22 protein-coding genes are annotated in these 21,385 nt (G+C 61.9%); 14 read left to right on the top strand and 8 right to left on the bottom strand.

All coding sequences use genetic code 11. The features are described from left to right. Positions 1-124: 124 nt before the first annotated feature. The 4 genes from BLS51_RS29295 to BLS51_RS09845 all read right to left on the bottom strand — a co-directional run bounded on the left by BLS51_RS29295 (position 125) and on the right by BLS51_RS09845 (position 3,565). Positions 125-451 carry a hypothetical protein gene (locus tag BLS51_RS29295; RefSeq protein WP_139168683.1) on the bottom strand — a complete coding sequence of 109 codons (327 nt, stop codon included), beginning with the start codon at positions 449-451 and terminating at the stop codon, positions 125-127. Then, positions 438-779, bottom strand: coding sequence for a hypothetical protein (locus BLS51_RS09855; RefSeq protein ID WP_139168682.1), 342 nt, complete (start codon positions 777-779; stop codon positions 438-440). The genes BLS51_RS29295 and BLS51_RS09855 overlap by 14 nt, the downstream gene beginning before the upstream one ends. Before the next feature lie 184 nt (positions 780-963). Next, complete coding sequence (locus BLS51_RS09850) at positions 964-1,551, bottom strand: response regulator transcription factor (RefSeq protein WP_090180919.1); 588 nt, start codon at positions 1,549-1,551, stop codon at positions 964-966. A gap of 1 nt (position 1,552) precedes the next feature. Then, the gene (locus BLS51_RS09845; RefSeq protein ID WP_090180924.1) at positions 1,553-3,565 is read right to left on the bottom strand and encodes a two-component system sensor histidine kinase NtrB; all 2,013 of its coding nucleotides are present in this window, start codon (positions 3,563-3,565) and stop codon (positions 1,553-1,555) included. A gap of 126 nt (positions 3,566-3,691) precedes the next feature. Between BLS51_RS09845 and BLS51_RS09840 the strand changes: the two genes are divergently transcribed. From BLS51_RS09840 to BLS51_RS29685, 6 genes are all read left to right on the top strand, one after another. Beyond that, positions 3,692-4,678 carry a TRAP transporter substrate-binding protein gene (locus BLS51_RS09840; RefSeq protein WP_090180927.1) on the top strand — a complete coding sequence of 329 codons (987 nt, stop codon included), beginning with the start codon at positions 3,692-3,694 and terminating at the stop codon, positions 4,676-4,678. A 68-nt stretch (positions 4,679-4,746) separates the two neighbouring features. Then, positions 4,747-5,310, top strand: coding sequence for a TRAP transporter small permease (locus BLS51_RS09835; protein WP_090180931.1), 564 nt, complete (start codon positions 4,747-4,749; stop codon positions 5,308-5,310). Continuing rightward, positions 5,307-6,587, top strand: coding sequence for a TRAP transporter large permease (locus tag BLS51_RS09830; protein ID WP_090180935.1), 1,281 nt, complete (start codon positions 5,307-5,309; stop codon positions 6,585-6,587). Before BLS51_RS09835 ends, BLS51_RS09830 begins: the two co-directional genes overlap by 4 nt. Before the next feature lie 417 nt (positions 6,588-7,004). Next, the gene (locus tag BLS51_RS09825; protein WP_090180940.1) at positions 7,005-7,526 is read left to right on the top strand and encodes a methylated-DNA--[protein]-cysteine S-methyltransferase; all 522 of its coding nucleotides are present in this window, start codon (positions 7,005-7,007) and stop codon (positions 7,524-7,526) included. Then, complete coding sequence (xerD, locus tag BLS51_RS09820; RefSeq protein ID WP_090180943.1) at positions 7,502-8,407, top strand: site-specific tyrosine recombinase XerD; 906 nt, start codon at positions 7,502-7,504, stop codon at positions 8,405-8,407. Before BLS51_RS09825 ends, xerD begins: the two co-directional genes overlap by 25 nt. A 59-nt stretch (positions 8,408-8,466) precedes the next feature. Further along, on the top strand, positions 8,467-8,643 hold the full coding sequence (locus BLS51_RS29685; protein ID WP_175472543.1) for a hypothetical protein: 177 nt from the start codon (positions 8,467-8,469) through the stop codon (positions 8,641-8,643). 68 nt (positions 8,644-8,711) lie between these two features. Here BLS51_RS29685 and BLS51_RS09815 read toward each other — a convergent pair whose 3' ends face one another. The 3 genes from BLS51_RS09815 to BLS51_RS09805 form a co-directional block, all read right to left on the bottom strand. After that, the gene (locus BLS51_RS09815) at positions 8,712-11,819 is read right to left on the bottom strand and encodes an efflux RND transporter permease subunit (protein WP_090180946.1); all 3,108 of its coding nucleotides are present in this window, start codon (positions 11,817-11,819) and stop codon (positions 8,712-8,714) included. 2 nt (positions 11,820-11,821) lie between these two features. Next, complete coding sequence (locus BLS51_RS09810) at positions 11,822-13,009, bottom strand: efflux RND transporter periplasmic adaptor subunit (RefSeq protein ID WP_307188144.1); 1,188 nt, start codon at positions 13,007-13,009, stop codon at positions 11,822-11,824. A 138-nt stretch (positions 13,010-13,147) separates the two neighbouring features. Continuing rightward, positions 13,148-14,119: an endonuclease/exonuclease/phosphatase family protein gene (locus tag BLS51_RS09805; RefSeq protein ID WP_090180953.1), complete on the bottom strand. Its 972-nt coding sequence runs from the start codon at positions 14,117-14,119 to the stop codon at positions 13,148-13,150. A gap of 22 nt (positions 14,120-14,141) precedes the next feature. Between BLS51_RS09805 and ybaK the strand changes: the two genes are divergently transcribed. The 7 genes from ybaK to BLS51_RS09770 all read left to right on the top strand — a co-directional run bounded on the left by ybaK (position 14,142) and on the right by BLS51_RS09770 (position 19,284). Next, positions 14,142-14,633, top strand: coding sequence for a Cys-tRNA(Pro) deacylase (ybaK, locus tag BLS51_RS09800; protein WP_175472542.1), 492 nt, complete (start codon positions 14,142-14,144; stop codon positions 14,631-14,633). A gap of 55 nt (positions 14,634-14,688) precedes the next feature. After that, positions 14,689-15,321, top strand: a complete 633-nt coding sequence (plsY, locus tag BLS51_RS09795) for a glycerol-3-phosphate 1-O-acyltransferase PlsY (RefSeq protein WP_090180956.1) — start codon at positions 14,689-14,691, stop codon at positions 15,319-15,321. Then, positions 15,299-15,949: a DsbA family oxidoreductase gene (locus BLS51_RS09790; protein WP_090180959.1), complete on the top strand. Its 651-nt coding sequence runs from the start codon at positions 15,299-15,301 to the stop codon at positions 15,947-15,949. The genes plsY and BLS51_RS09790 overlap by 23 nt, the downstream gene beginning before the upstream one ends. A 91-nt stretch (positions 15,950-16,040) precedes the next feature. After that, positions 16,041-17,090 (top strand): sensor domain-containing diguanylate cyclase, encoded by a 1,050-nt coding sequence (locus BLS51_RS09785; protein WP_090180964.1) that lies wholly within the window; start codon positions 16,041-16,043, stop codon positions 17,088-17,090. A 13-nt stretch (positions 17,091-17,103) separates the two neighbouring features. Further along, a complete protein-coding gene (locus BLS51_RS09780) occupies positions 17,104-17,394 on the top strand; it encodes a DUF427 domain-containing protein (RefSeq protein WP_090180968.1) in 291 nt (96 codons plus the stop codon). Next, positions 17,394-18,134: an AAA family ATPase gene (locus BLS51_RS09775; RefSeq protein ID WP_090180973.1), complete on the top strand. Its 741-nt coding sequence runs from the start codon at positions 17,394-17,396 to the stop codon at positions 18,132-18,134. The genes BLS51_RS09780 and BLS51_RS09775 overlap by 1 nt, the downstream gene beginning before the upstream one ends. Further along, positions 18,127-19,284, top strand: a complete 1,158-nt coding sequence (locus BLS51_RS09770) for a metal-dependent hydrolase (RefSeq protein ID WP_090180976.1) — start codon at positions 18,127-18,129, stop codon at positions 19,282-19,284. Before BLS51_RS09775 ends, BLS51_RS09770 begins: the two co-directional genes overlap by 8 nt. A gap of 67 nt (positions 19,285-19,351) precedes the next feature. On the opposite strand, the gene BLS51_RS09765 is transcribed toward BLS51_RS09770, so the two are convergent. Further along, the gene (locus BLS51_RS09765; RefSeq protein WP_090180979.1) at positions 19,352-20,194 is read right to left on the bottom strand and encodes an oxidoreductase; all 843 of its coding nucleotides are present in this window, start codon (positions 20,192-20,194) and stop codon (positions 19,352-19,354) included. 107 nt (positions 20,195-20,301) lie between these two features. Here BLS51_RS09765 and BLS51_RS09760 point away from each other — a divergent pair, with 107 nt between their 5' ends. Beyond that, positions 20,302-21,237, top strand: a complete 936-nt coding sequence (locus tag BLS51_RS09760) for a LysR family transcriptional regulator (RefSeq protein WP_090180982.1) — start codon at positions 20,302-20,304, stop codon at positions 21,235-21,237. Positions 21,238-21,385: the final 148 nt, after the last annotated feature.

The following is a 21,385-nucleotide window of genomic DNA, read 5'->3' as shown; positions in this document are numbered from 1 at the left end:
TGCGCATACGGTGTCTTGCGTGAATCACCTGTCGGTGTGCCTGAATACGCCTGATTAGAGTATGTTCGCCATGGGGTTGGCTGTAACTGCTCCCTATCCAATGTCCGCTGCTGGCCGAGTGCTGTCAACCGGCCGGTTTGTCACCAATGTGCCATGACAACCCCGCAATCAGTCCGAGCCCCAAGAGCAGTAATGATGCCATGCCCTTGCTTAGGGCGAAGGCGATTATTTGAAATCCGACGCTGTTTGCATAGAGGTCTGAAGAGGGATTCACTCGTAGCGCTTCCATCGTGCGGTAGATATCCACGCATCCATAAATCAATACGCCGAGAAGCCAAGTACAGAACACTGTAAGTAATGTGTATTTTCGCTGCATTTCAAATCTTCTCGTGAATGCTAGTCCGGCTCTGGCCGTGAGCAGCGCAGTCTTACGATTATCAGTAGGGCTCACCTTCGTCTCCCAGAACATGGGCACCCAGCCTCGACGCTAGCTCCTTCATCTTCTCGATCGCACTCTCGCTGGGATTCTTGACCGAAATTTTGCCGCGCCAGTAATAGAAATAGTGTTTTTCGTTCGTCTTTGGATCAACCCACGACGCCATCAATGGATTACTGATTTGGATGATTTCGTGTGTTTGAGGATTTATAGCGATAGCAGTTGTATCCATTTGCAGCCGTCCATCAGCAGCAACTGCAGCCTTCCATTCAATCTCCGAAATTGGATTTGCAGAACTCTGTGACCACTCAGCCGCTTTTGAAATGTGTAGATCGTAACCCATAGCCATAATTGGAAAGGTAAAGGACAAGAGGCCTGTGAGCCGAACACAAAATCTCTTCATAATTTTAGTAAAAAAGCATTTTCCGGATTCCGACTGCTAATGGCCGGTCTCGTCATCATCTTCATCATGTCGTTAGCCATAACGGCGACCAAAGCATCGTGCCGTGACGTTAGATGATGATCATCTACTTCAGCAGGCCGGCCAGTTCGACGGCGGTTTTGACTTGCATCTTGTCGAAGATGTGGGCGCGGTGGACTTCGACGGTGCGCATGCTGATGCCCAGCTGGTCGGCCACTACCTTGTTCATTTTTCCGGCCAGGATCAGGTCCAGCACTTCGCGTTCGCGCGTTGACAGCGTCGCCAGGCGGGCGTGCACCGCTGCGGTTTCGCCGGCGCGGCGCGAGTTGGCCAGCGCTTCCTGCACGCGGTCCATCAGCTGGTTGTCGTTGAACGGTTTCTCGCAGAAGTCGAAAGCGCCGCGTTTCAGGGTGTCCACCGCCATTGGCACGTCGCCGTGGCCGGTCAGGAAGATTACCGGCATGCGCTGCGCCACGCCGCGCACCAGCAACTGGTCGAATACGGCGACGCCGTTCATGTCCGGCATGCGCACGTCCAGCAGCACGCAGTCGCCATCGGTGTCGAATTCGCCCTTGCCGACTTGTTGCAGGAAGGCGGTGCCTGATTCGTAGGCGCGTGCGGGGATGGCGCGGGATGTGGCCAGCCAGCTTAGTGCGTCGCGCACGACCGCTTCATCGTCGACGATATGCAGCATGTTATGAAGTCTCCTGTTCCGTGGCTGCCGGCAGCACGAAGGTAAATATGGTCCCGCCTTGCGGGTTGGCGCGGAATGTCAGCGCGCCACCATGGAATTCTATCGCAGTCCGGCAGATGTTGAGGCCCATGCCCATGCCTTCGGCCTTGGTCGAGAAAAATGGCGAGAACAAACGCGCCGCCACTTCCTCCGGTATGCCATGTCCCTGATCGATCACCGCCACACTGACCTGCGCCGTGACGGCGTCGTAGTCGGCCACCACTTTGAGGATGCGCCGCTGCGGCTGCACATGCTGCATCGCTTCGATGCCGTTGCGGGTCAGGTTCAGCAGCACCTGTTCGATCATCACCCGGTCGGCGCGCACCGGCGGCAGGTCGGGCGGGATCTCGGTGCGGTACGAAACGTAGCTCTGGCGTGCCTGCAATTCGATCAGCGCGCGGATGCCGTCCAGCAGCGAAGCGATCGCCACCGCCTGCCGCAGCGGCTCGCGCTTCTTGACGAATTCGTGCACGCTGCGGATGATCTGGCCGGCGCGCTGCGCCTGCGTGCTGGCCTGTTCCAGCGCCGGCTTCAGTATCGAGCGGTCGAGCGGGCCGTCGCGATCCAGCACATTCAGCGCGCCGGTGGTGTAGCTGGAAATCGCCGCCAGCGGCTGATTCAGTTCGTGCGCCAGCATCGACGCAATCTCGCCCATGGTGGCCAGGCGCGCCGAGGCTTGCAGCTTTTCCTGCTGCTGGCGATTGACTTCCTCGATGCGCTTGCGGTCGGAGATGTCGAGGATGGAGCCCATCCAGCCGGTCTGCTTGCCGTTGTTGTCGACCAGCGGCGCTTCGAACACCAGCACCGGCACCCGGTCGCCATTCGGCCGCTGGAAGAAGGTTTCGAACTGCGGTGTCACCTTGCCGGCCAATACCGAGGCAAAACGCGCCTCGTATTCCGACATCGCCTCGGTGGCCCAGTAGGGCATCGGCGGCAGCTTGCCGACGATTTCCTCGGCCGGATAGCCGACGATCTGGCAGAACGCCGGATTGACGTAGGTGATGCGGCCTTCAAGGTCGCGCGCGCGCAGGCCGGTCACCAGCGAGTTCTCCATCGCGGTGCGGAACAGCATCTGCTGGCGCAGCGCGCCTTCTGCTGCCAGGCGCTTGGAGATGTGGCCCCACAGCGCCAACAGGCTCCATAGCAGGCCGAGCGACAGCACGATCACCGAGCCGACCAGCAGGTTGGGCAGCAGCTTCGGTTCGCTCTTGACGCTGTCGGTCACCAGCATGACCGAGGCGCCGGGCAGGTCGAGCGCGCGCTTGTGGGTGTAGACGCCGTGGCCTGGACCGGCGGCGGCGCGGCGCGCCAGCACCTTGTCGTCGCGGTCGACCAGCGAGACCTGGTTGTCTTGCGCGAACCACCATGGCACCATTTCATCCAGCAGGGCGCTGGTCTGGAAGGTGGCCATCAGGTCGCCCAGGTATTCGTCGCCGCGGAACAGCGGCACGTGGTAATCCATCAGCACCGCTGACGGCGCGGCGTTGGCCACCTGCGTCTGCGCCTCCGGCTGGGTGTACATCGGGCGGTGCGTCTTGCGCGTGATGTCGGCGGTTTCGCGCGAGGCCGGCGACAGTTCGACCGGATTGGCCAGCGGATCGCTGGTGGCGGCCAGCTCGCCATTCGGCTTGAGCCACACCACGCGTACCAGCTCCTGGCCGTTCTTCAGCAGCCGCGCCATGCGTTCGTGCAGCTGCCGGGTATTCAGATTGCCGGCCGAGATTTCCACGCCCAGCGAACGCAGGCTCTCCTCGTCGCGCGCCATCTGGAAGCGGATGGTCTGTTCCACCCACAGCGTATCGGCAATCAGCTGTTCCTGACGCTCATTGCTCTCCATCTGGCGTGCCTGCCACGGCAGCCAGATCAAAATCGCGAGGAAAAACAACACCAGCATGATGGGCAGCAGCCAGCGCAGCGAGGTGTTCGACAGGGGGCGGCGGCGCGGCGCCGGGGCTTGGGTGGGTTCGGTCGTCATGGGCGCACAGGGTAGCCGGGCCGGGCGGGGACGGCATTGTGGTTATCCACAGTTGCCAGTGTTGCACCTCGGCCCAAGAATCGTTCAGAATAGAACAATAACCTAATTTACCCACCAGGAGACTCCATGAAACTGAAAGCCGCTTTGCTCGTCCTCAGCGCCGCCCTGAGCTTCAATGCCTTTGCCCAGGCGCCGATCGTCATCAAATTCAGCCACGTGGTGGCCACCGACACGCCGAAAGGCCAGGCGGCGGAGCGTTTCAAGCAGTTGGCCGAGAAGGCCACCAATGGCCGCGTCAAGGTCGAGGTCTATCCGAACAGCCAGCTGTACAAGGACAAGGAAGAGCTGGAAGCGCTGCAACTGGGCGCGGTGCAGATGCTGGCGCCATCGCTGGCCAAATTCGGCCCGCTGGGCGTCAAGGAGTTCGAGGTATTCGACCTGCCATACATTTTCCCGTCCAAGACTGCGCTGTATAACGTCACCGAAGGCGAAATCGGCAAATCGCTGCTGAAGAAGCTGGAGCCGAAGGGCATCACCGGCCTGGCTTACTGGGACAACGGCTTCAAGGTCATGTCGGCCAACAAGCCGCTGCGCAATCCGGCCGACTTCCGCGGCCTGAAGATGCGTATCCAGTCGTCCAAGGTGCTGGATGCGCAGATGCGTGCGCTGGGCGCCAATCCGCAGGTGCTGGCCTTCTCCGAGGTGTACCAGGCGCTGCAGACCGGCGTGGTCGACGGCACCGAGAATCCGCCATCGAATATGTACACGCAGAAGATGCATGAGGTGCAGAAGTATGTGAGCGTGTCCAACCACGGCTACCTGGGCTACGCCGTCATCGTCAACAAGAAGTTCTGGGATGGCCTGCCGGCCGACATCCGCACCGCGCTGGACAAGGCGATGAAAGAGGCCACCACCTTCGAGAAAGCCATCGCCCAGCGTGACAACGACCTGGCGCTGGAAGCGATCAGGAAAGCCGGCAAGACTGAAATCTACACGCTCAGCGTGCAGGAACAGGCGGCGTGGCGCAAGGCCATGCTGCCGGTGCAGCAGCAGATGGAAAGCCGTATCGGCGCCGGGCTGATCTCGGCCATCAATAAAGAAGCAGCAAAATAAGCTGACTGTGTAAGCTGGACACGGGGCGGCGCTAGATCGCCCCGTTACTTACAATCTGGAGACACACCATGAAATTCCTCGATCATCTCGAAGAATGGATCATTGCGTCCTTGATGGCCGCAGCGACCCTTCTTATCTTTGTCGCGGTGATCCACCGCTATCTGTCTGGATTGCCCATCCCCGGCCTGCAGGACTACCTGCTGCAAATGAACCTGAGCTGGGCGCAGGAAGCCTGCATTTATATGTTTGTGTGGATGGCCAAGTTTGGCGCGGCATATGGCGTGCGCACCGGCATCCACGTCGGCGTCGATGTGCTGATCAACCGCATGAATCCTTCGACACGCAACAAGTTTATCGTATTCGGCCTGCTGGCTGGCGCACTGTTCACCGGCATTGTCGGCACGCTGGGCGCCAGTTTCGTGTGGGAGATCGGTCATACCGAACAGACGTCGGCCGACCTGGAAATGCCGATGTGGATTGTCTACCTGGCGGTGCCGGCCGGCTCCTACCTGATGTGCTTCCGCTTCCTGCAGGTGATGGTGGGCTTCCTGCGCACCGGCCACCTGCCCAAGCATGACCATGCCCACGTTGAAGGCCTGGACGAGGAAGTCAATCAAGGAGTCAAAGCATGAACGCGCTGATTATCTTCGTGCTGCTGCTGGCATTGATGCTGACCGGGATGCCGATCTCGATCTCGCTTGGCCTGACGGTGCTGACCTTTTTGTTCACCATGACCACGGTGCCGATCGAATCGGTGGCGCTGAAGCTGTTCACCGGCATCGAGAAGTTCGAGATCATGGCGATTCCGTTCTTTATCCTGGCCGGTAACTTCCTCACCCACGGCGGCGTGGCGCGGCGCATGATCAACTTTGCCAGCTCGATGGTCGGCCACTGGCACGGCGGCCTGGCGCTGGCTGGCGTGATGGCGTGCGCGCTGTTTGCCGCAGTGTCAGGTTCGTCGCCGGCCACGGTGGTGGCGATTGGCTCCATCATCCTGCCGGCCATGGTGCGCCAGGGCTATCCGAAGCGTTTCGGCGCCGGCGTCATCACCACCTCCGGCGCGCTTGGCATCCTGATCCCGCCGTCGATTGTGATGGTGATGTATTCCGTGACCACCAACACCTCGGTCGGCAAGCTGTTCATGGCAGGCGTGGTGCCGGGCCTGATGCTGGCCTTCCTGCTCGGCCTGACCACCTGGTATCTGGCGCGCAAGCATGGCTATCCGCGCATGGCCAAGGCCAGCTGGGGCGAGCGCTGGAGCACCTTCCGCAAGAGCGCCTGGGGCCTGATCCTGATCGTCATCGTCATGGGCGGCATCTACACCGGTATGTTTACGCCGACCGAGGCGGCGGCGGTGTCGGCGGTGTATGCCTTCATCATCGCGGTGTTCGTCTACAAGGACCTGAAACTGAAACAGGTGGGCAAGGTGCTGCTGGATTCGGCGGCGATGTCGGCCATGCTGCTGTACATCATCACCAACGCCGTGCTGTTCTCGTTCCTGATGACCAGCGAGAATATCCCGCAGACGATGGCGGAGTGGATCACCGGCCAGGGCCTGGGCGTGATCAGCTTCCTGCTGGTGGTGAACATCCTGCTGCTGTTGGCGGGGAATGTGATGGAGCCGTCGTCGATCGTGCTGATCATGGCGCCGATCCTGTTCCCGGTGGCGATGAAACTGGGCATCGACCCCATCCACTTCGGCATCCTGATCGTGGTGAATATGGAAGTCGGCATGTGCCATCCGCCGGTCGGCCTGAACCTGTATGTCGCCTCCGGCATTACCAAGATGGGCATCACCGAACTGACCATCGCGGTGTGGCCGTGGCTGCTCACGATGCTGGCGTTTTTGGTGGCGGTGACCTACATACCACAAATTTCCTTGTGGTTGCCGAATTTGATTTACTCTTAAAGTAGTTGGGCGCGACGCCTGAAAAAAGTTGAGAAAAAGCTTAACGAATACGTTATGATGGCGTCGCTCTCAGGGAAACATGCATATCGATATGCGTCCCGGTTAGAAGCCAGAATTGTAGGTGGGGAGTGTGTATAGAAACGGTAATCAATACCGGCAATAGATCGAGGAGACACACGTTTTACAGAATGTCGCTGTTATAGGGTCTGCAGGCCGCCACAAGCGTGCTACGGAACCAGGCAAGTGACCGGGAACGTGAAGCAAGTTTGAAAACGCACCGTAGGGTGCGTTTTTTTTTGCCGAGGGCATTTACAATGCACTCGGCGTGGTTTTTTTGCTGTAGCAGCGACGCAACAAAATGGTGCGCATGGACAATGGAAACCCGGAAAAGGACCTTTTTTGGTGCAAGTAACTGTGATGAAAATACAACAAGGCAGCGAGCTGTTTTCCGCTGTGGGGGCTTTCCCGTTTGGTAATCTGGGCGTGCGCACGGCCCATGGCGTGATTACCGAGCTGTGCTATTTGCCGCCCCAATTTGAGGCGAAAGCGCCGCAGGACGCGGCGGCCGAACTGGCGATGTATCAGGTCGGCAAATACTGCGAGGATGCGGATTTCCAGTTCACGCTGCCGTTGAAGCGCGCCGGCACCGACTTCCAGCAGAAGGTCTGGGACGAACTGTGCGCGATTCCGCGCGGCAGCACGCGCACCTATGGCGAGCTGGCCAGGCATCTCGGCTCGGCGGCGCGCGCGGTCGGCCAGGCTTGCGGCGCCAACTGGTTCCCGGTGGTGGTGCCGTGTCACCGCGTCACCGCCGCCAGCGGCCTGGGCGGCTTCTCCAACAGTGACGATCCGAACGGCTATCTGCTGGGCATCAAGCGCTGGCTGCTGGCGCATGAAGGATCGAGCGAATACGCATGGCAGCAGACAACCTTGCTCTGATCGACGAGTTCTGCGACAGCCTGTGGCTGGAGGACGGACTGTCGAAGAACACGCTGGAAGCCTACCGGCGCGACATGCGCCTGTTCGCCACCTGGCTGGAGAAGATGCGCCCGGATGTGGCCGGCTTGCTGGCGGTGGCGGCGCATGACATCCACGGCTATATCGCCGCGCGCCACCAGGACAGCGGCAAAGCCACCTCGTCCAACCGGCGGCTGTCGGTCATCAAGCGCTTCTATCAGATGCTGTTGCGGCAGCGGCGCATCAGCGAAGATCCGAGCCTGAAGCTGGTGTCGGCCAAGCAGCCGCAGCGCTTCGTGCATACGCTGAGCGAAACGCAGGTGGAAGCCTTGCTGGCGGCGGCCGATGTCAATACCCCGTTAGGGTTGCGCGACCGCACCATGCTGGAACTGATGTACGCCAGCGGCCTGCGCGTGTCGGAACTGGTCGACCTGAAGATGCTGGAGCTGAGCCTGAACGATGGCGTGCTGCGCGTCACAGGCAAAGGTTCGAAGACGCGGCTGGTGCCGTTCGGCCAGCAGGCACGGCTGTGGATCGAGCGCTACGTCAAGGACGCGCGTGGCATCATACTGAATGGACAGCAGGACGACGCGCTGTTCGTCACCGGGCGCGGCTCCGCCATGACGCGCCAGATGTTCTGGGTCTTGATTAAAAAGCATGCATTAAAAGCTGGCATTACGGCGCCGCTGTCGCCGCACACCTTGCGGCATGCGTTTGCCACGCATTTGCTGAACCATGGCGCCGACTTGCGTGTTGTCCAATTACTATTGGGGCACTCGGATATTTCGACGACGCAAATCTACACCCATGTGGCGCGGGAGCGCCTGAAGCATTTGCATGCGCAACATCATCCTCGTGGTTGATGAACTTGGTACATAATGAAGCCTGCGCAGCGCAGCCCTTTAACTTGAAGAGGTAGCAAATGGCCAAGACGAACTTTGCGTACGAAAAACGGCAGCGTGAGTTGGAAAAGAAGAAAAAGCAGGAAGAGAAAGCCCGGCGCAAGGCCGAGCTGAAGAGTAACCCCGACCTGGGCGAGGAAAGCGAGGCCGACATCGCCGACGGCGAACCCTCCGGCCTCGCCCCCGACGACGAATAAAACCGGTGTCAGGTCTGACTTTGGTACATGAGCCCGTGTGCGATTGTCAGACCTGACACCGGAGTTTTTCAGGCGACTTCGCGCAGCGGGTGGGGTTCTTCGGCGTGCTTGCGTTTGAACCAGCGGGCGGCGCGCTTGCCCCAGCTGTCGAGGTAGGTGTAGGCGACTGGCACCACCACCAGCGTCAGCAGCGTGGAGGTGATGACGCCGCCGATCACCGCGCGGCCCATCGGCGCCTGCGTCTCGCCGCCTTCGCCCATGCCGATTGCCATCGGCAACATGCCGAACACCATCGCCAGCGTGGTCATCAGGATCGGGCGCAATCGCACCTGGCCGGCGTTCATAATGGCTTCCAGCTGGCCCTGGCCTTCCTTCTGCGCATGGTTGGTGAAGTCCACCAGCAGAATGGCGTTCTTGGTCACCAGGCCCATCAGCATGATGAAGCCGATCACCGAGAAGATGTTCAGCGTGCTGCCTGTGACCAGCAGCGCCACCAGCACGCCGATCAGCGACAGCGGCAAGGACATCATGATCGCCACCGGTTGCAGGAAGCTGCCGAACTGCGATGCCAGCACCAGGTAGATGAAAATCACCGCGATGCCCAGCGCGATCAGGGCCGAAGTCATCGACTCTTCCATCTCCTGCGCGTTGCCGCCGACGTCGAAGCGCACGCCGGCCGGCAGTTCGATTTCCTTCATGGCTTTCTTCACGTCGCTGTCGACGTCGCCGCCCGGACGGCCTTCGGTACTGGCGTACACCGCCACGCGGCGTTGCAGCGCCTGGCGCTTCAGTACCTGCGGGCTGAAGGCCGGCACGAATTCCACTACCTGGCGCAGCGGCACCATGATCGGGCGACCGTCAGGACCAAGCTTGCTGGACGCCAGCGACAGGTCGGCCAGATCGGTCACTTTCTGCCGGCCGGACTTCGGCAACTGCACGTTGACTTCGTAGTTCTGGCCATCGGCAGCCAGGAAGTGCGAGGTGGTGTCGCCGGCCACGAACGGCCGCAGCGCGCTGCCGATCTGCTGCGTGGTCAGGCCAAGGTCGCTGGCCAGCTCGTTGTTGATCTTGATGTTGGTCGACGGGTTGGCGCCTTCCTGGCTGTATTCCAGGTCGGCGATGCCCTTGATCTTGCGCATCTTGTCCATCAGCCGGTGCGCCACGTCATCCAGCTTGGCTTCGTCGGTGCCGAGGATGGCGATGAAGATCGGCTTCATGCCCATGGTCAGCGTGATGCCGGCGATCTTGTTCAGGCGCGCGCGGATCGCCGCTTCCATCTCTTGCTGCGTGCGGCGCTTGTGCAGCTTGCGGTCGATCAGCTTCATGTCCAGCTGCGCGGTGTTGCGGCCATCCCAGGTGCCGACCACGGTGATGACGCTGGCGATCTCCGGGAACTCCTTCAGCGCCGCTTCCACCTGGTGGATCTTGTTGTCGGTGTATTCGAGGCTGGAGCCGACTGGCGTCTTGATCAGGAAGTTGACCCAGCCGTTGTCCTGCTCCGGCATCATTTCGCCGCCGATTTTCGGCACCAGCAGGATGCTGCCGGCGAACAGCGCGAAGGCCAGCAGCAGCGTCATTTTCTTCCAGCGCAGCGCCAGTCCCAGCACCTTGCCATACACCACGTGCAGCCATTCGACGCCGCCTTCCAGCCAGTGCATCAATCGGCCCAGCCATGGCAGGTATTTGAAGCGGTCCTGTACCGGATCGGGCCATACCGACGACAGCATCGGGTCCAGCGTGAACGAGACGAACAGCGATACCAGCACCGCCACCGCCACGGTAATCCCGAACTGCAGGAAGAAGCGGCCGATGATGCCATCCATGAAGGCGACCGGGATGAACACTGCGACAATCGCGAAGGTGGTGGCCATCACCGCCAGGCCAATTTCGTTGGTGCCGTCTTCCGCCGCCTTGTGGTGGTTCTTGCCCATGCCGAGGTGGCGCACGATGTTCTCGCGCACCACGATCGCATCGTCAATCAGCAGGCCGATACATAGCGACAGCGCCATCAGGGTCAGGAAGTTCAGCGTGAAACCGAAAGCCTTCATGGCGATGAAGCTGGCCAGCACCGAAATCGGCAGCGTCAGGCCGGTGATGATGGTCGAGCGCCACGAGTGCAGGAACAGGAACACGATCACCATGGTCAGCACCGCGCCTTCGATGATGGTCTTCTTGACGTTGTCCAGCTGCGCCTGCACCTTGGTCGATTCGTCGTTCAGCACTTCGACCTTGATGTCGGCCGGCAGCGTTTTCTTCAGATCGGCGGCCACCTGCTGGATGCGGCGGCCCACTTCGACCACGTTGGCGTCCTGGATCTTGGTGATGTCCAGCGTGACCGAACGCACGCCGTCTATCCGCGAGATCGACAGTTCTTCCTGCGCGCCATCTTCCACCGTCGCCACCTGCTCCAGGTAGACCGGGCCATTGGCGCGGCGCGCGACGATGATCTTGTTGAAGTCGCGCGGGTCTTTCATCTTGCCTTCAACGCGCACCAGCCGTTCGCTGGCGCCGTAGCTGATGAAGCCGGCCGGCAGGTTGGTGTTGGTGTTCTGGATCGCGGCCAGCACTTCATCGACGCCAACCGCCTGCGCGGTCAGGTCGTTGGGACGCAGCTGGATCAGGATCTGGCGCGCCGCCATGCCGTTGATGCGCACCTGGCCGACGCCGGCCACGCCCTGGAAGCGCTTGGCGATGATCTGGTCGGCCATGGTCGACAGGTCGCGCAGCGAGTGCTCGCTGGCGGTCAGGCCGATGGTGGCGATCGGGCGCGCGTTCTCGCCCTCGAAGCGGATGATGAACGGGTCTTTGGCCTCGCGCGGGAAGCGCGGCCGCACCTGCGCCACCTTGTCGCGCAAGTCCTGCATGGCGCGGTCCATATCGGTCGACAGTTCGAAGTCGACGTAGACGCCGGCGCGGCCTTCCCACGAGTTGGCGCGCAGCGTCTTGATGCCGCTGACGGTGTTGACCGCTTCCTCGATCGGGCGGGTGATGTCGTTCTCCACCGCCTCGGGCGAAGCGCCCGGATATTGCACCTCGATGGCGGCGCCGGGAATGTCGACGTTGGGCATGGCTTCCAGGCCCAGGCCGCGATACGAGAACAGGCCCAGCACCATCAGCGCCACCATCACCATGGTGGCGAAGACCGGATTCTGGATGCTGACTTTAGTGATCCACATGGTCAGCCTTTCGCCGGTTCAGCTGCCTTGGCCTGCGCCGACGGCGGCAGCTTGACCAGCGCGCCGGGCTTCAGGCTGTCCAGCCGCGAGACGATGACGTGCGCGCCTTGCACCAGGCCTTCGTGGACTTCGGCATAGCCTTCCTCTTCATTGCGCAAGCCGATCTTGACCGGTTGCGACACCAGCTTGCCCTGGTCCACCTTGTAGACGATCTGCTTGCCTTCCTTGTCGGTGCGGATGGCTGCCAACGGCACGATGGGCGCCACTGCCGAACGGTCGGTGACGATGGTGCCCTTGGCGAACATGCCGGCGCGCAGTGCGCTGTCCTCGTTCTTCACCGTGATGTAGACCAGCATGGCGCGCGAGCCTGCTTCGGTCGATGGATTGATGCGCGCCACCTGGCCGTGGAAAGCGCGCTGGGCGAAACCGTCAACGCGGAACTTGACGTCCTGGCCGACTTTCACGCGCGGGATTTCCGAAGCCGGCACCTGCGCTTCCAGGATCAGCTCCGACAGGTTGACGATGCTGTACACCGGCATGTCCAGCGCCAGCTTTTCGCCGGCCTGTACGTGGCGCTTGCTGATGACGCCGTCAATCGGCGCCTTGATCACGCCGTCGTTGAGCGCGATCCGTGCCAGTTCCACCATGGCCGACGCTGACTTGACATTGGCGCGCGCCAGGTCGACCGTGTTCTGGGTCGCGTCGTAGGCATTCTGCGAGATGTATTTCTGTTGCAGCAGCGCCTGGCTATTGGTTTCGTTCTTGCTTGCCATGGCCAGCCTGGCCTGGGCTTCATCCAGCTGCGCCTGCTGTTGTTGCAAGCGTGCGCGCAGGTCGGCCTGGTCGATGCGCGCCAGCACCTGGCCGGCGTGTACCGCCATGCCTTCCTGCAAGGTGGTAGCCTCCACCACGCCCGAGACCTTGGACTTGATGGTGGCGGAACTCAGGGGCGCCAGCGAGCCCGACAGGGGCAAGCTGACCGCCAATGAACGGGCGTCGACAGCGGCGATGTCGCCGCTCGACAATTCGAAGATGTCTTTTTTCTCGGCCGCAGCAGCGGCGGGGGCGGCGGCAGGGGCAGGGGCGGGCTTGCTGCGCAGGACAGTCCAGCCGCCGCCAGCGATGGCGACCACCACCAGCGCGATAGCCGGCAAGCGCCAGTTGCGCGGACGCACGGTGGGTTGTGACATAGGGGGCAAAGTTTCCAGTTTCATATCGTTTTTCTAGCCTGAAGGGAGGTGCGCATGGTGACACTTTAGGTAGTTCCAAGCGTCACGGCCAGAAAAATGCGATAAGCGGTGCAAAACTGCACCTGAAATGCAGAAAACTTAGTACAAGCGCAGCGTCGCCAGCACCTGGCCGTGGTCGGAGGCGGCAGGTGTGGCGTCGATCAGGTGTTGGTTCAGGTATGTAACATCGACCACCTCGCCGATGGCGTGGTGTGAAGCGGGGTTGAATTCCTCCGACACCAGCACATGGTCGATGGTGGCGTGGCGGCCTTCGTGGGCGATGGTATAGCCGGCGTCGCGGCGGCGTTCGCGGCCGGACTGGATCTGGCGGCAGTCGAACAGCTGGCCGTGCAGTTCCTCGCCCGGCTCGCAGGCGGCGCCGGCGCCCATGACGATGTGGGTGGTGACTGCATCCACGGTATCGTTGAAATCGCCCAGCACGATGCGCGGGCGGCGGATTGCCTTGTCCATTGCGCTTAACAGCGCGCGCAGCGCCACCGCCTCGGTGCCACGGCGGATCAGCGAGCGCAGGTTGGCCTGGGCGTGCAGCATCGGCGCGTCGCCGCTGTCGCCTTGCTGATAGTCGGGACGCTTGGATTTCAGGTGCACCACGATGACATCGACAATGCGCTCGTCCGGCAGCACGATCTGCGCGTGCAGCGGCGCTCGGGCGAAGCGGTCGGCGTCGCGGCTGCCGTCGGGCAGCGCCACGCCATCGGGAAACATAATGTAGGCCTGGGCCGGCGCCGCCAGCGGCAGGCGCGAGATCAGCGCCAGCTCCGGCGTCACGCGCGGCAGGCCGGTGGCCGGATCGGCCGGCGGCTCGAAGCCGGCCAGCGTGGCGTGACGGTAGCGTTCGCTATGCGCCAGCACATCGCGCAGCGCGTCCAGCGAGAAGATTTCCTGCAGGCCGATGACGTCGGCGTTCAGCTGGTCCAGCTGTTGCGCCGTCCAGGCGACTTTCGCTGCATACTCGGCCTCGGTCAGCGGGGCCAGATTGTCGTACAATTTCGCCCCAGGCTGGGAAAGATTGCAAACATTGAAAGTGGCAAAGCGAATTTCCTGCTGCATAATGGACAACTCCGATCTCACCATGGCTAAAAAAGAGCATATCTCCGAAACCCCTGCCACCCAGATGCTGCGCAAGCACAAGGTGGCGTTCACCGAGCACCCGTATGACTACGAGGAGCACGGCGGCACCGGCGTGTCCTCGCGCGAGCTGGCCGTCGACGAGCATCACGTGGTCAAAACCCTGGTGATGCAGGACGAAGCCGCCAAACCTTTAATTGTGCTGATGCACGGCGATTGCAAGGTGTCGACCAAGAATCTGGCGCGCAACATCGGCTGCAAGTCCGTCGAACCGTGCAAGCCGGAAGTGGCGTCACGCCACAGCGGCTACATGATCGGCGGCACCTCGCCATTCGGCACCAGGAAGACCATGCCGGTGTATGTAGAGGATAGCATTCTTGCGCTGGAAACGATTTATATCAATGGCGGACGGCGCGGCTACCTGGTCGGCATCGCACCGCAGGTGCTGACCGAGCTGCTGAACGCCAGGGCCGTGCATTGCGCACTGGCCGAGTAAGGCTGTATATTCAGCGGCTGCCCTGATGGGCTTATGACAATAATTTGAGGAAAAGATGAATACAGTTTGGATGACCGTGGCCGCCTACCTGATCGGCTCGATCTCGTTTGCCGTTGTCAGCAGCAAGTTGTTCGGCCTGGCCGACCCGCGCACCTATGGCTCGAAAAACCCGGGTGCCACCAATGTGTTGCGCAGCGGCAACAAGGCTGCCGCCATCGTCACGCTGATCGGCGACGCTTTCAAAGGCTGGCTGGCAGTCTGGCTGGCGATCCACTTCCAGGACCGCTTGCAGGTTGGCGACGCCACCATCGCGCTGGTGGCGATCGCGGTCTTCCTCGGCCACCTGTGGCCGGTGTTTTTCCGTTTTGTCGGCGGCAAGGGTGTGGCCACTGCAGCGGGTGTGCTGCTGGGCTTGAATGTTTGGCTGGGCGTCGCCACCTTGGTGACCTGGGTGGTGGTGGCGTTCGCCTTCCGCTATTCGTCGCTGGCGGCGCTGGTGGCAGCGGTGTTCGCGCCGTTTTATTATGGTTTATTGTTTGGCGTGGAGCCGCAGCTGGCGGCGGTCTTCCTGATGAGCGTGCTGTTGGTATTCCGTCACAGCGGCAACATCGCCAAACTGATTGCGGGCAAGGAAAGCCGCATCGGCAGCAAATCGAAAGGCAAAAATGGCAACTCCTCTCAAAATTGATTTCGTTTCCGACGTCTCGTGCCCATGGTGCGCGATCGGCCTGAAGTCGCTGGACCAGGCGCTGGCCGCCATCGGCGACGAAGCCGACGTTGACATCCACTTCCAGCCGTTCGAGCTGAACGCGGCCATGCCGCCGGAAGGCCAGGACATCGGCGAGCATTTGACCGAGAAATACGGCTCGACCGCCGAGCAGCAGCAACAGGCGCGCGAGATGATACGCGCGCGCGGCGCCGCCGTCGGCTTCGATTTCGCGATGGACAAGCGCGGCCGCATCTACAACACCTTCGACGCCCACCGCCTGCTGCATTGGGCCGGGCTGGAAGGCAAGCAGAAAGTGCTGAAGGAAGCGCTGTTCAAGGCCTACTTCACGCAGGGGCTGGACCCAAGCGCGCACGAAGTGCTGATCTACGTCGCCGGTGAAGTCGGTCTGGACAAGGAGCGTGCGCGCCAGGTGCTGCACAGCGGTGAATACGCCGGCGACGTGCGCCAGGCGGAGGAATTCTTCCACCGTCACGGCATCAACTCGGTGCCGGCCGTCATCATCAACGAGCGTCACCTGGTGTCCGGCGGCCAACCGGCCGAGGTGTTTGAAAAAGTGCTGCGCGAGATTCTGGCCAAATCGGCATAAAAATTGCTGGCCCCGGCGGGAGGGATGCTCCCGCCGCTCTTGTTTTGCTATAAACTCTCCGGGTAAAAGTTGTCATTACTCAGGGAGGCCCATGCTGGCCGAAGAAAAAGTACACACGCTGATTACCGCCAATTCGCAGGCCGATAACTTCCGTCTGGCTGCGCTGCACCGCTATCACATCCTCGATACTCCCGCCTGCGAAGATTTCAGCTTCCTCACCGAGCTGGCGAGCAGAATCTGCGAGGTGCCTTACGCTTTCATATCGCTGGTGGACGCCGAGCGCGTCTGGATAAAGTCCTGCGCCGGCATGCACATGGGCGAGCTGCCGCGCGGCGAGAGCTACTGTTCGCTGGCCGTGCTGGGCGACGCGGCCACGGAAATTCCCGACCTGACGCAAGACCCGCGCACCGCCAACATGCGGCTGACCGTCAACGCGCCGCACATGCGCATGTACAGCAGCGTGGCGCTGACCTCGTCGGACGGCTTTGCCATCGGTACGCTGTGCGTGCTGGACACCAGGCCGGGCCGCCTGAGCGACGACAAGCGCGCCATGTTGGTCAAGCTGGCACGCCAGGTGATGGCGCTGATCGAGCTGCGCGCCAACGAGAAAACGCTGGAAGCGACGGTGCGCGAGCTGGAAATGCTGGCCACCACCGACGAGCTGACCGGTCTGCACAACCGCCGTTCGCTGCTGCACCGGCTGAAGTTCGAAGTGGCGCGTGCGCGGCGTTTCCGCTCGCCGCTGTCGGCGGTGATGATCGACCTCGATCACTTCAAAAAAATCAACGACGAACATGGCCATGCGGTCGGCGACCAGGTGCTGACCACGCTGGGCAAGCTGTTGCGCGAGAACGTGCGGGTGATCGATATTCCGGGCCGCTACGGCGGCGAGGAATTGTGCGTGATCCTGCCGAACACGCCGCTGGAAGGCGCCTGCAAATTTGCCGAAACGCTGCGCGCCAAGGTTGAAGCGCAGATTCATTACGCTGGCCAGCGGCCGTTGCACGTTACGGCCAGCATGGGCGTCGGCACTTTTAATCACATGGAAATCGACGATATCGAAAGCCTGCTGCGCCAGGCCGACGCCGCGCTGTACCGCGCCAAGCACGGCGGCCGTAACCGTGTCGAGTGCGGAACCTGACAGGAGACAGATCATGCCGAGCGCCAGCTGGAATGGCGTCGTCATCGCCGAGGCGAACGACGACGAAGTGCAAATTGTCGAAAACAACGTCTACTTCCCGCCATCGAGCGTGAAGCGGGAATACCTGCAACACAGCGATCACACCTCGCGCTGCCCATGGAAAGGCCTGGCCAGCTACTACACGCTGAACGTCAACGGCAAGACCAACGAAAACGCCGCCTGGTACTACCCGGAGCCGTCCGAGAAGGCGGCGCAGATCAAGGACCATGTGGCTTTCTGGCGCGGCGTCGAGGTGCAGCGCTAGTGCGCTTGCAGGCCAAGCCCTACCTGCAACGCATCACGGCGCTGTTCGGCGAGGACGTCGACTGGGACAGCCATCCCTACCGCGTACCGGCGGTGCGTGATTTGTCGACGCTGGATTTTCATCCGGACGTCACCTTCTTCATCGGCGAGAACGGCGCCGGCAAGTCCACCTTGCTGGAAGCGATCGCACTGGCGCTGGGCTTCAGCATGGATGGCGGCAGCCGCAATGTCAGCCAGCTGAATACGGCGCAGGAGAGCGCGCCGCTGTACCAGTCGCTGCGCCTGTCGAAAAGCTTCAAGACGCCGCGCGACCGCTACTTCTTCCGCGCCGAAAGCTTCCACAACGTCGCCACGCGCATGGACGAATATTACGACCGGACCGCGTCGCGTTCCGACTCGCTGCACGCGCGCTCGCACGGCGAAGCCTTCATGTCGGTGCTGCTGGAGACGTTTCGCGGCAACGGCCTGTATTTGCTGGACGAACCGGAGGCGGCGCTGTCGCCCAACCGCCAGTTGGCGGCGCTGAGCGTCATGCATCAGCTGGTGCAGCAGGATTCGCAATTCATCATCGCCACCCATTCGCCGATTTTGCTGGCCTACCCGAACGCCAAGATCCTGCTGTTCGACGGCAGCGGCATCACCGAAGTCGCGTATGAAGACACCGAACACTACGCCGTCACGCGCGATTTTCTCAACCACTACCCGAAGCGGCTGGCGCAGCTGCTAGACCCGGATGGATAACATCACGCACAGCATCATCGGCTTTGGCGTTGGCGAAGTCGTGCACCGCAGCTTGCCGGCCGAGGCAGAGCCGCAATCTCAGCGCGTGCGTCACCGGCTGCTGCTGGTGGCGTGCGCCTTGGCCAGCAATTTTCCTGACCTGGATCTATTCCTGACCAAGCTGCTGCCGGCGCCGCTGGGCTATCTGCTGCACCATCGCGGACACACGCATACAGCGCTGTGGGCGATACCGCAAGCCTTGCTGCTAGCCGGCCTGCTATGGCTGCTGTGGCCATCGGCGCGTGCGCTGTTAAAAGCCAGCCGCCCGGCGCGGTTAGGCCTGGCGCTGAGCATCGCGCTGGGCTTTGCGCTGCACCTGGCGATGGACTTTACCAATTCGTATGGCGTGCATCCCTGGTATCCGTTCGACGGACGCTGGTTCTATGGCGACATGATCTTCATCATCGAACCGCTGTTCTGGGTAGCGATCGGCGTGCCGATGGCGCTGATTATGCGCTGGCGTATCTTGCGCCTCGCCGGCCTCGTGGCGCTGTTTGCCGCGCTGGTCTTCTTTGCCGCGCGTGGCTACCTGGGCTGGCCATCGTTTGCCGCGCTGCTGCTGATCGCCCTGATCTGCGGCGCGGCGCAATGGCGCGCTGGCCCGCAAGGACGCGCCGGCCTGCTGCTGGCGCTGGGCATCAGCCTGGCGTTTATCGGCGTGCAGCATATGACGTCGCAAGCCGGCAGGGCGCAGATCACCGCGACGCTGGAAGCCGCGTCGCCCGGCACGCGCGTGCTGGACGTGGCAATGACCGCCTTCCCCTCGCAGCCGCTATGCTGGAGCTACGTCAGCATCGAAACCGATGGCGGGCAATACCGCCTGCAACGCGGCATCACCCGTCTGGCCGAAGTGACATGCCCGGCCGGCCTGACGGTAGAGCCGCAAACGCTGACCGGCAGCCTGCAAGAACTGCGCGCACTGAAAGCCAGCGACTGCAACGTCGACGCCTGGCTGCGTTTCGGCCGCATGCCGCTACTGCAAGACGGCGCACTGTCCGACTACCGTTTCGCCACCACACCACGCGGCAACTTCACCACCTTACACATCGCTCCCGCGCCATGTCCCGCCAACGTCCCCACTTGGACCTACCCCCGCGCCGACCTCTTCTAAAATCCGGGGTCAGTTCTGCCAAACGTACACGAGCTCATGTACATTTGGCAGAACTGACCCCGGAATATTAATCGTGGTCGGTGGAGAGGGCGAGGTCCAGCCATTCAGTCAGTTCTTTTTCGACGAACTGGTTTTTGGCGCGCACGCGCTGGACGGTGTCGGAGCCAAGTTGCAGGCGGATTGGCGGCTCGGCGCTGTCCGCCAGCTTCAGCAGGGCGTCGGCCAGCTTCAGCGGGTCACCGGGCTGGGCGTGGTTGGCGTCGGCGGCGAAGTCGCGCATCTTGCCGACCGTGGCGGCGTAGGCGTCTAGACGGTCGCGTGTGGTCACCAGCGAGTTGGTGTCGAGGAAGTCGGTGCGGAAGAAGCCTGGTTCCACCACCGTCACCCGGATGTTCAGCGGCTCCAGTTCCATCGCCAGCGCTTCGCTCAGGCCTTCGACCGCGAACTTGGTCGAGCCGTACACGCCCCAGCCGGCATAGCCGGAGTAGCCGCCGATCGAGGAGATGTTGATGACGTGGCCGCTGCCCTGGCGGCGCATCAGCGGCAGCACGGCGCGGGTGACGTTGAGCAGGCCGAAGACGTTGGTGTCGTACACGGCGCGCACTTCGTCGCCGCTGGATTCTTCCACCGCGCCCAGCAGGCCGTAGCCGGCGTTGTTGACCAGCACGTCGATGCGGCCGAAACGCGCCACCGCTTGCTGCGCGGCGGTGATCGCTTGCGCTTCCAGCTTGACGTCCAGCCGCAGCGCCAGCAAGTTGGGATGCTCGCCCAGCGCGGCAATCACCGTTTGCGGATCACGCGCGGTGGCCGCCACCAGGTCGCCGCGCGCCAGCGCTTTTTGTGCCGTCAGCAGGCCGAAACCACGCGATGCGCCAGTGATGAACCATACTTTTTGTGCAGTGCCAGTCATGATGTGTTTCCTTTCAAAGTTGAGTTGATGGAGACCAGTTTAGGCTGTCGCGATCTGCTACACTAGCCATAGGAAAGCTGTTTGATTTTCATCTACTGGTTGATAATATGGATAAAGCCCGAGTCATCAGTCTGTTCATCGGCGTGGTGCGCGCCAAGAGCTTCAGCCAGGCGGCAGTGGATGCCGGCCTGACGCCGCAGGCAGTCAGCAAGGCAGTGCGGCAGCTGGAGGATCATCTGGGTGTGCGTCTGTTCCATCGCACCACCCGCAGCCTCAGCCTGACCGACGAGGGCACGCGCTTGTTCGAGCTGGCCAATCCCGGCCTGCGCCTGCTGGATGAGGCGCTGGACCAGATCCAGAGCAGCCGGCTGGAAGTCGATGGCCTGATCCGCATCGCCGCGCCCACGTCGATCGGCAATGCGATCATCGTGCCGCTGCTGCAGGCATTCCAGCAGCGCTATCCCGGCGCCCACTTCGATATGCAGCTGGATGACCATTTCACCGATCTGGTGGAAAGCCGCATCGACGTCGGCTTCCGCGCCGGCAGCCCGCCCGAGCGCAACCTGATTTCCCGCAAGCTGGGCGAGATTACGCTGCTGACCTGCGCCGCGCCGTCCTACCTGGACCGTTACGGCACGCCGAAGAAGCTGGCCGACCTGGCCGCGCATCGCTGCACCGGTTTCCGCCAGCCGAATACCGGCCGCCTGCTGCCGTGGGAATTCCATGTCGACGGCGCCACCGTCTACCAGGACGTGCCGACCGTGGCCAGCTTCAATACGGTGGAGGGGGAGTTGATGGCGGTGCTGAATGGCATGGGCATCGGCCAGATGCCGGTGTTCATGATCGAGAAGGAACTGGCCAGCGGTGAGCTGGTGCCGCTGCTGACCACCACCATCACCGCCAACAATGGCGTATTCATGTCCTACCAGCAGCGCACGCAGATGCCGTTGCGGGTGCGCCATTTCATCGATTTTGTCTCCGAGCAGGCGCCGCCGCGTTTGCAGGCCCAGCGCCGGGCTGTCAATGCGGCGAAAGCAAGATAAGTTGATTGAGCGTGCGTGTGTGCACGGTTTCAGTGCCTGGCGCGTTGTATTGTGTGGCAACTTCACCACAAACGCGCCTAGAATCAAGCTGTATAGGCCAATTACTGCTTATTTGGTTGGCACAACAATTGCATTGCCCTCAAGAAAG

This window comes from Duganella sp. OV510 (genome assembly GCF_900100205.1).
Classification (GTDB): domain Bacteria; phylum Pseudomonadota; class Gammaproteobacteria; order Burkholderiales; family Burkholderiaceae_D; genus Rugamonas.
Note: the sequence above shows the minus strand (reverse complement) of the source record. Positions and strands in the feature narration are given on the sequence as shown.

Bases quoted from the DNA above. Each gene is read 5' to 3' on its own strand.
- BLS51_RS09855 (WP_139168682.1), bottom strand. From the start codon at position 779: ATGGGTTACGATCTACACATTTCAAAAGCGGCTGAGTGGTCACAGAGT.
- BLS51_RS09850 (WP_090180919.1), bottom strand. From the start codon at position 1,551: ATGCTGCATATCGTCGACGATGAAGCGGTCGTGCGCGACGCACTAAGC.
- BLS51_RS09845 (WP_090180924.1), bottom strand. From the start codon at position 3,565: ATGACGACCGAACCCACCCAAGCCCCGGCGCCGCGCCGCCGCCCCCTG.
- BLS51_RS09840 (WP_090180927.1), top strand. From the start codon at position 3,692: ATGAAACTGAAAGCCGCTTTGCTCGTCCTCAGCGCCGCCCTGAGCTTC.
- BLS51_RS09835 (WP_090180931.1), top strand. From the start codon at position 4,747: ATGAAATTCCTCGATCATCTCGAAGAATGGATCATTGCGTCCTTGATG.
- BLS51_RS09830 (WP_090180935.1), top strand. From the start codon at position 5,307: ATGAACGCGCTGATTATCTTCGTGCTGCTGCTGGCATTGATGCTGACC.
- BLS51_RS09825 (WP_090180940.1), top strand. From the start codon at position 7,005: ATGAAAATACAACAAGGCAGCGAGCTGTTTTCCGCTGTGGGGGCTTTC.
- xerD (WP_090180943.1), top strand. From the start codon at position 7,502: ATGGCAGCAGACAACCTTGCTCTGATCGACGAGTTCTGCGACAGCCTG.
- BLS51_RS29685 (WP_175472543.1), top strand. From the start codon at position 8,467: ATGGCCAAGACGAACTTTGCGTACGAAAAACGGCAGCGTGAGTTGGAA.
- BLS51_RS09815 (WP_090180946.1), bottom strand. From the start codon at position 11,819: ATGTGGATCACTAAAGTCAGCATCCAGAATCCGGTCTTCGCCACCATG.
- BLS51_RS09810 (WP_307188144.1), bottom strand. From the start codon at position 13,009: ATGTCACAACCCACCGTGCGTCCGCGCAACTGGCGCTTGCCGGCTATC.
- BLS51_RS09805 (WP_090180953.1), bottom strand. From the start codon at position 14,119: ATGCAGCAGGAAATTCGCTTTGCCACTTTCAATGTTTGCAATCTTTCC.
- ybaK (WP_175472542.1), top strand. From the start codon at position 14,142: ATGGCTAAAAAAGAGCATATCTCCGAAACCCCTGCCACCCAGATGCTG.
- plsY (WP_090180956.1), top strand. From the start codon at position 14,689: ATGAATACAGTTTGGATGACCGTGGCCGCCTACCTGATCGGCTCGATC.
- BLS51_RS09790 (WP_090180959.1), top strand. From the start codon at position 15,299: ATGGCAACTCCTCTCAAAATTGATTTCGTTTCCGACGTCTCGTGCCCA.
- BLS51_RS09785 (WP_090180964.1), top strand. From the start codon at position 16,041: ATGCTGGCCGAAGAAAAAGTACACACGCTGATTACCGCCAATTCGCAG.
- BLS51_RS09780 (WP_090180968.1), top strand. From the start codon at position 17,104: ATGCCGAGCGCCAGCTGGAATGGCGTCGTCATCGCCGAGGCGAACGAC.
- BLS51_RS09770 (WP_090180976.1), top strand. From the start codon at position 18,127: ATGGATAACATCACGCACAGCATCATCGGCTTTGGCGTTGGCGAAGTC.
- BLS51_RS09765 (WP_090180979.1), bottom strand. From the start codon at position 20,194: ATGACTGGCACTGCACAAAAAGTATGGTTCATCACTGGCGCATCGCGT.
- BLS51_RS09760 (WP_090180982.1), top strand. From the start codon at position 20,302: ATGGATAAAGCCCGAGTCATCAGTCTGTTCATCGGCGTGGTGCGCGCC.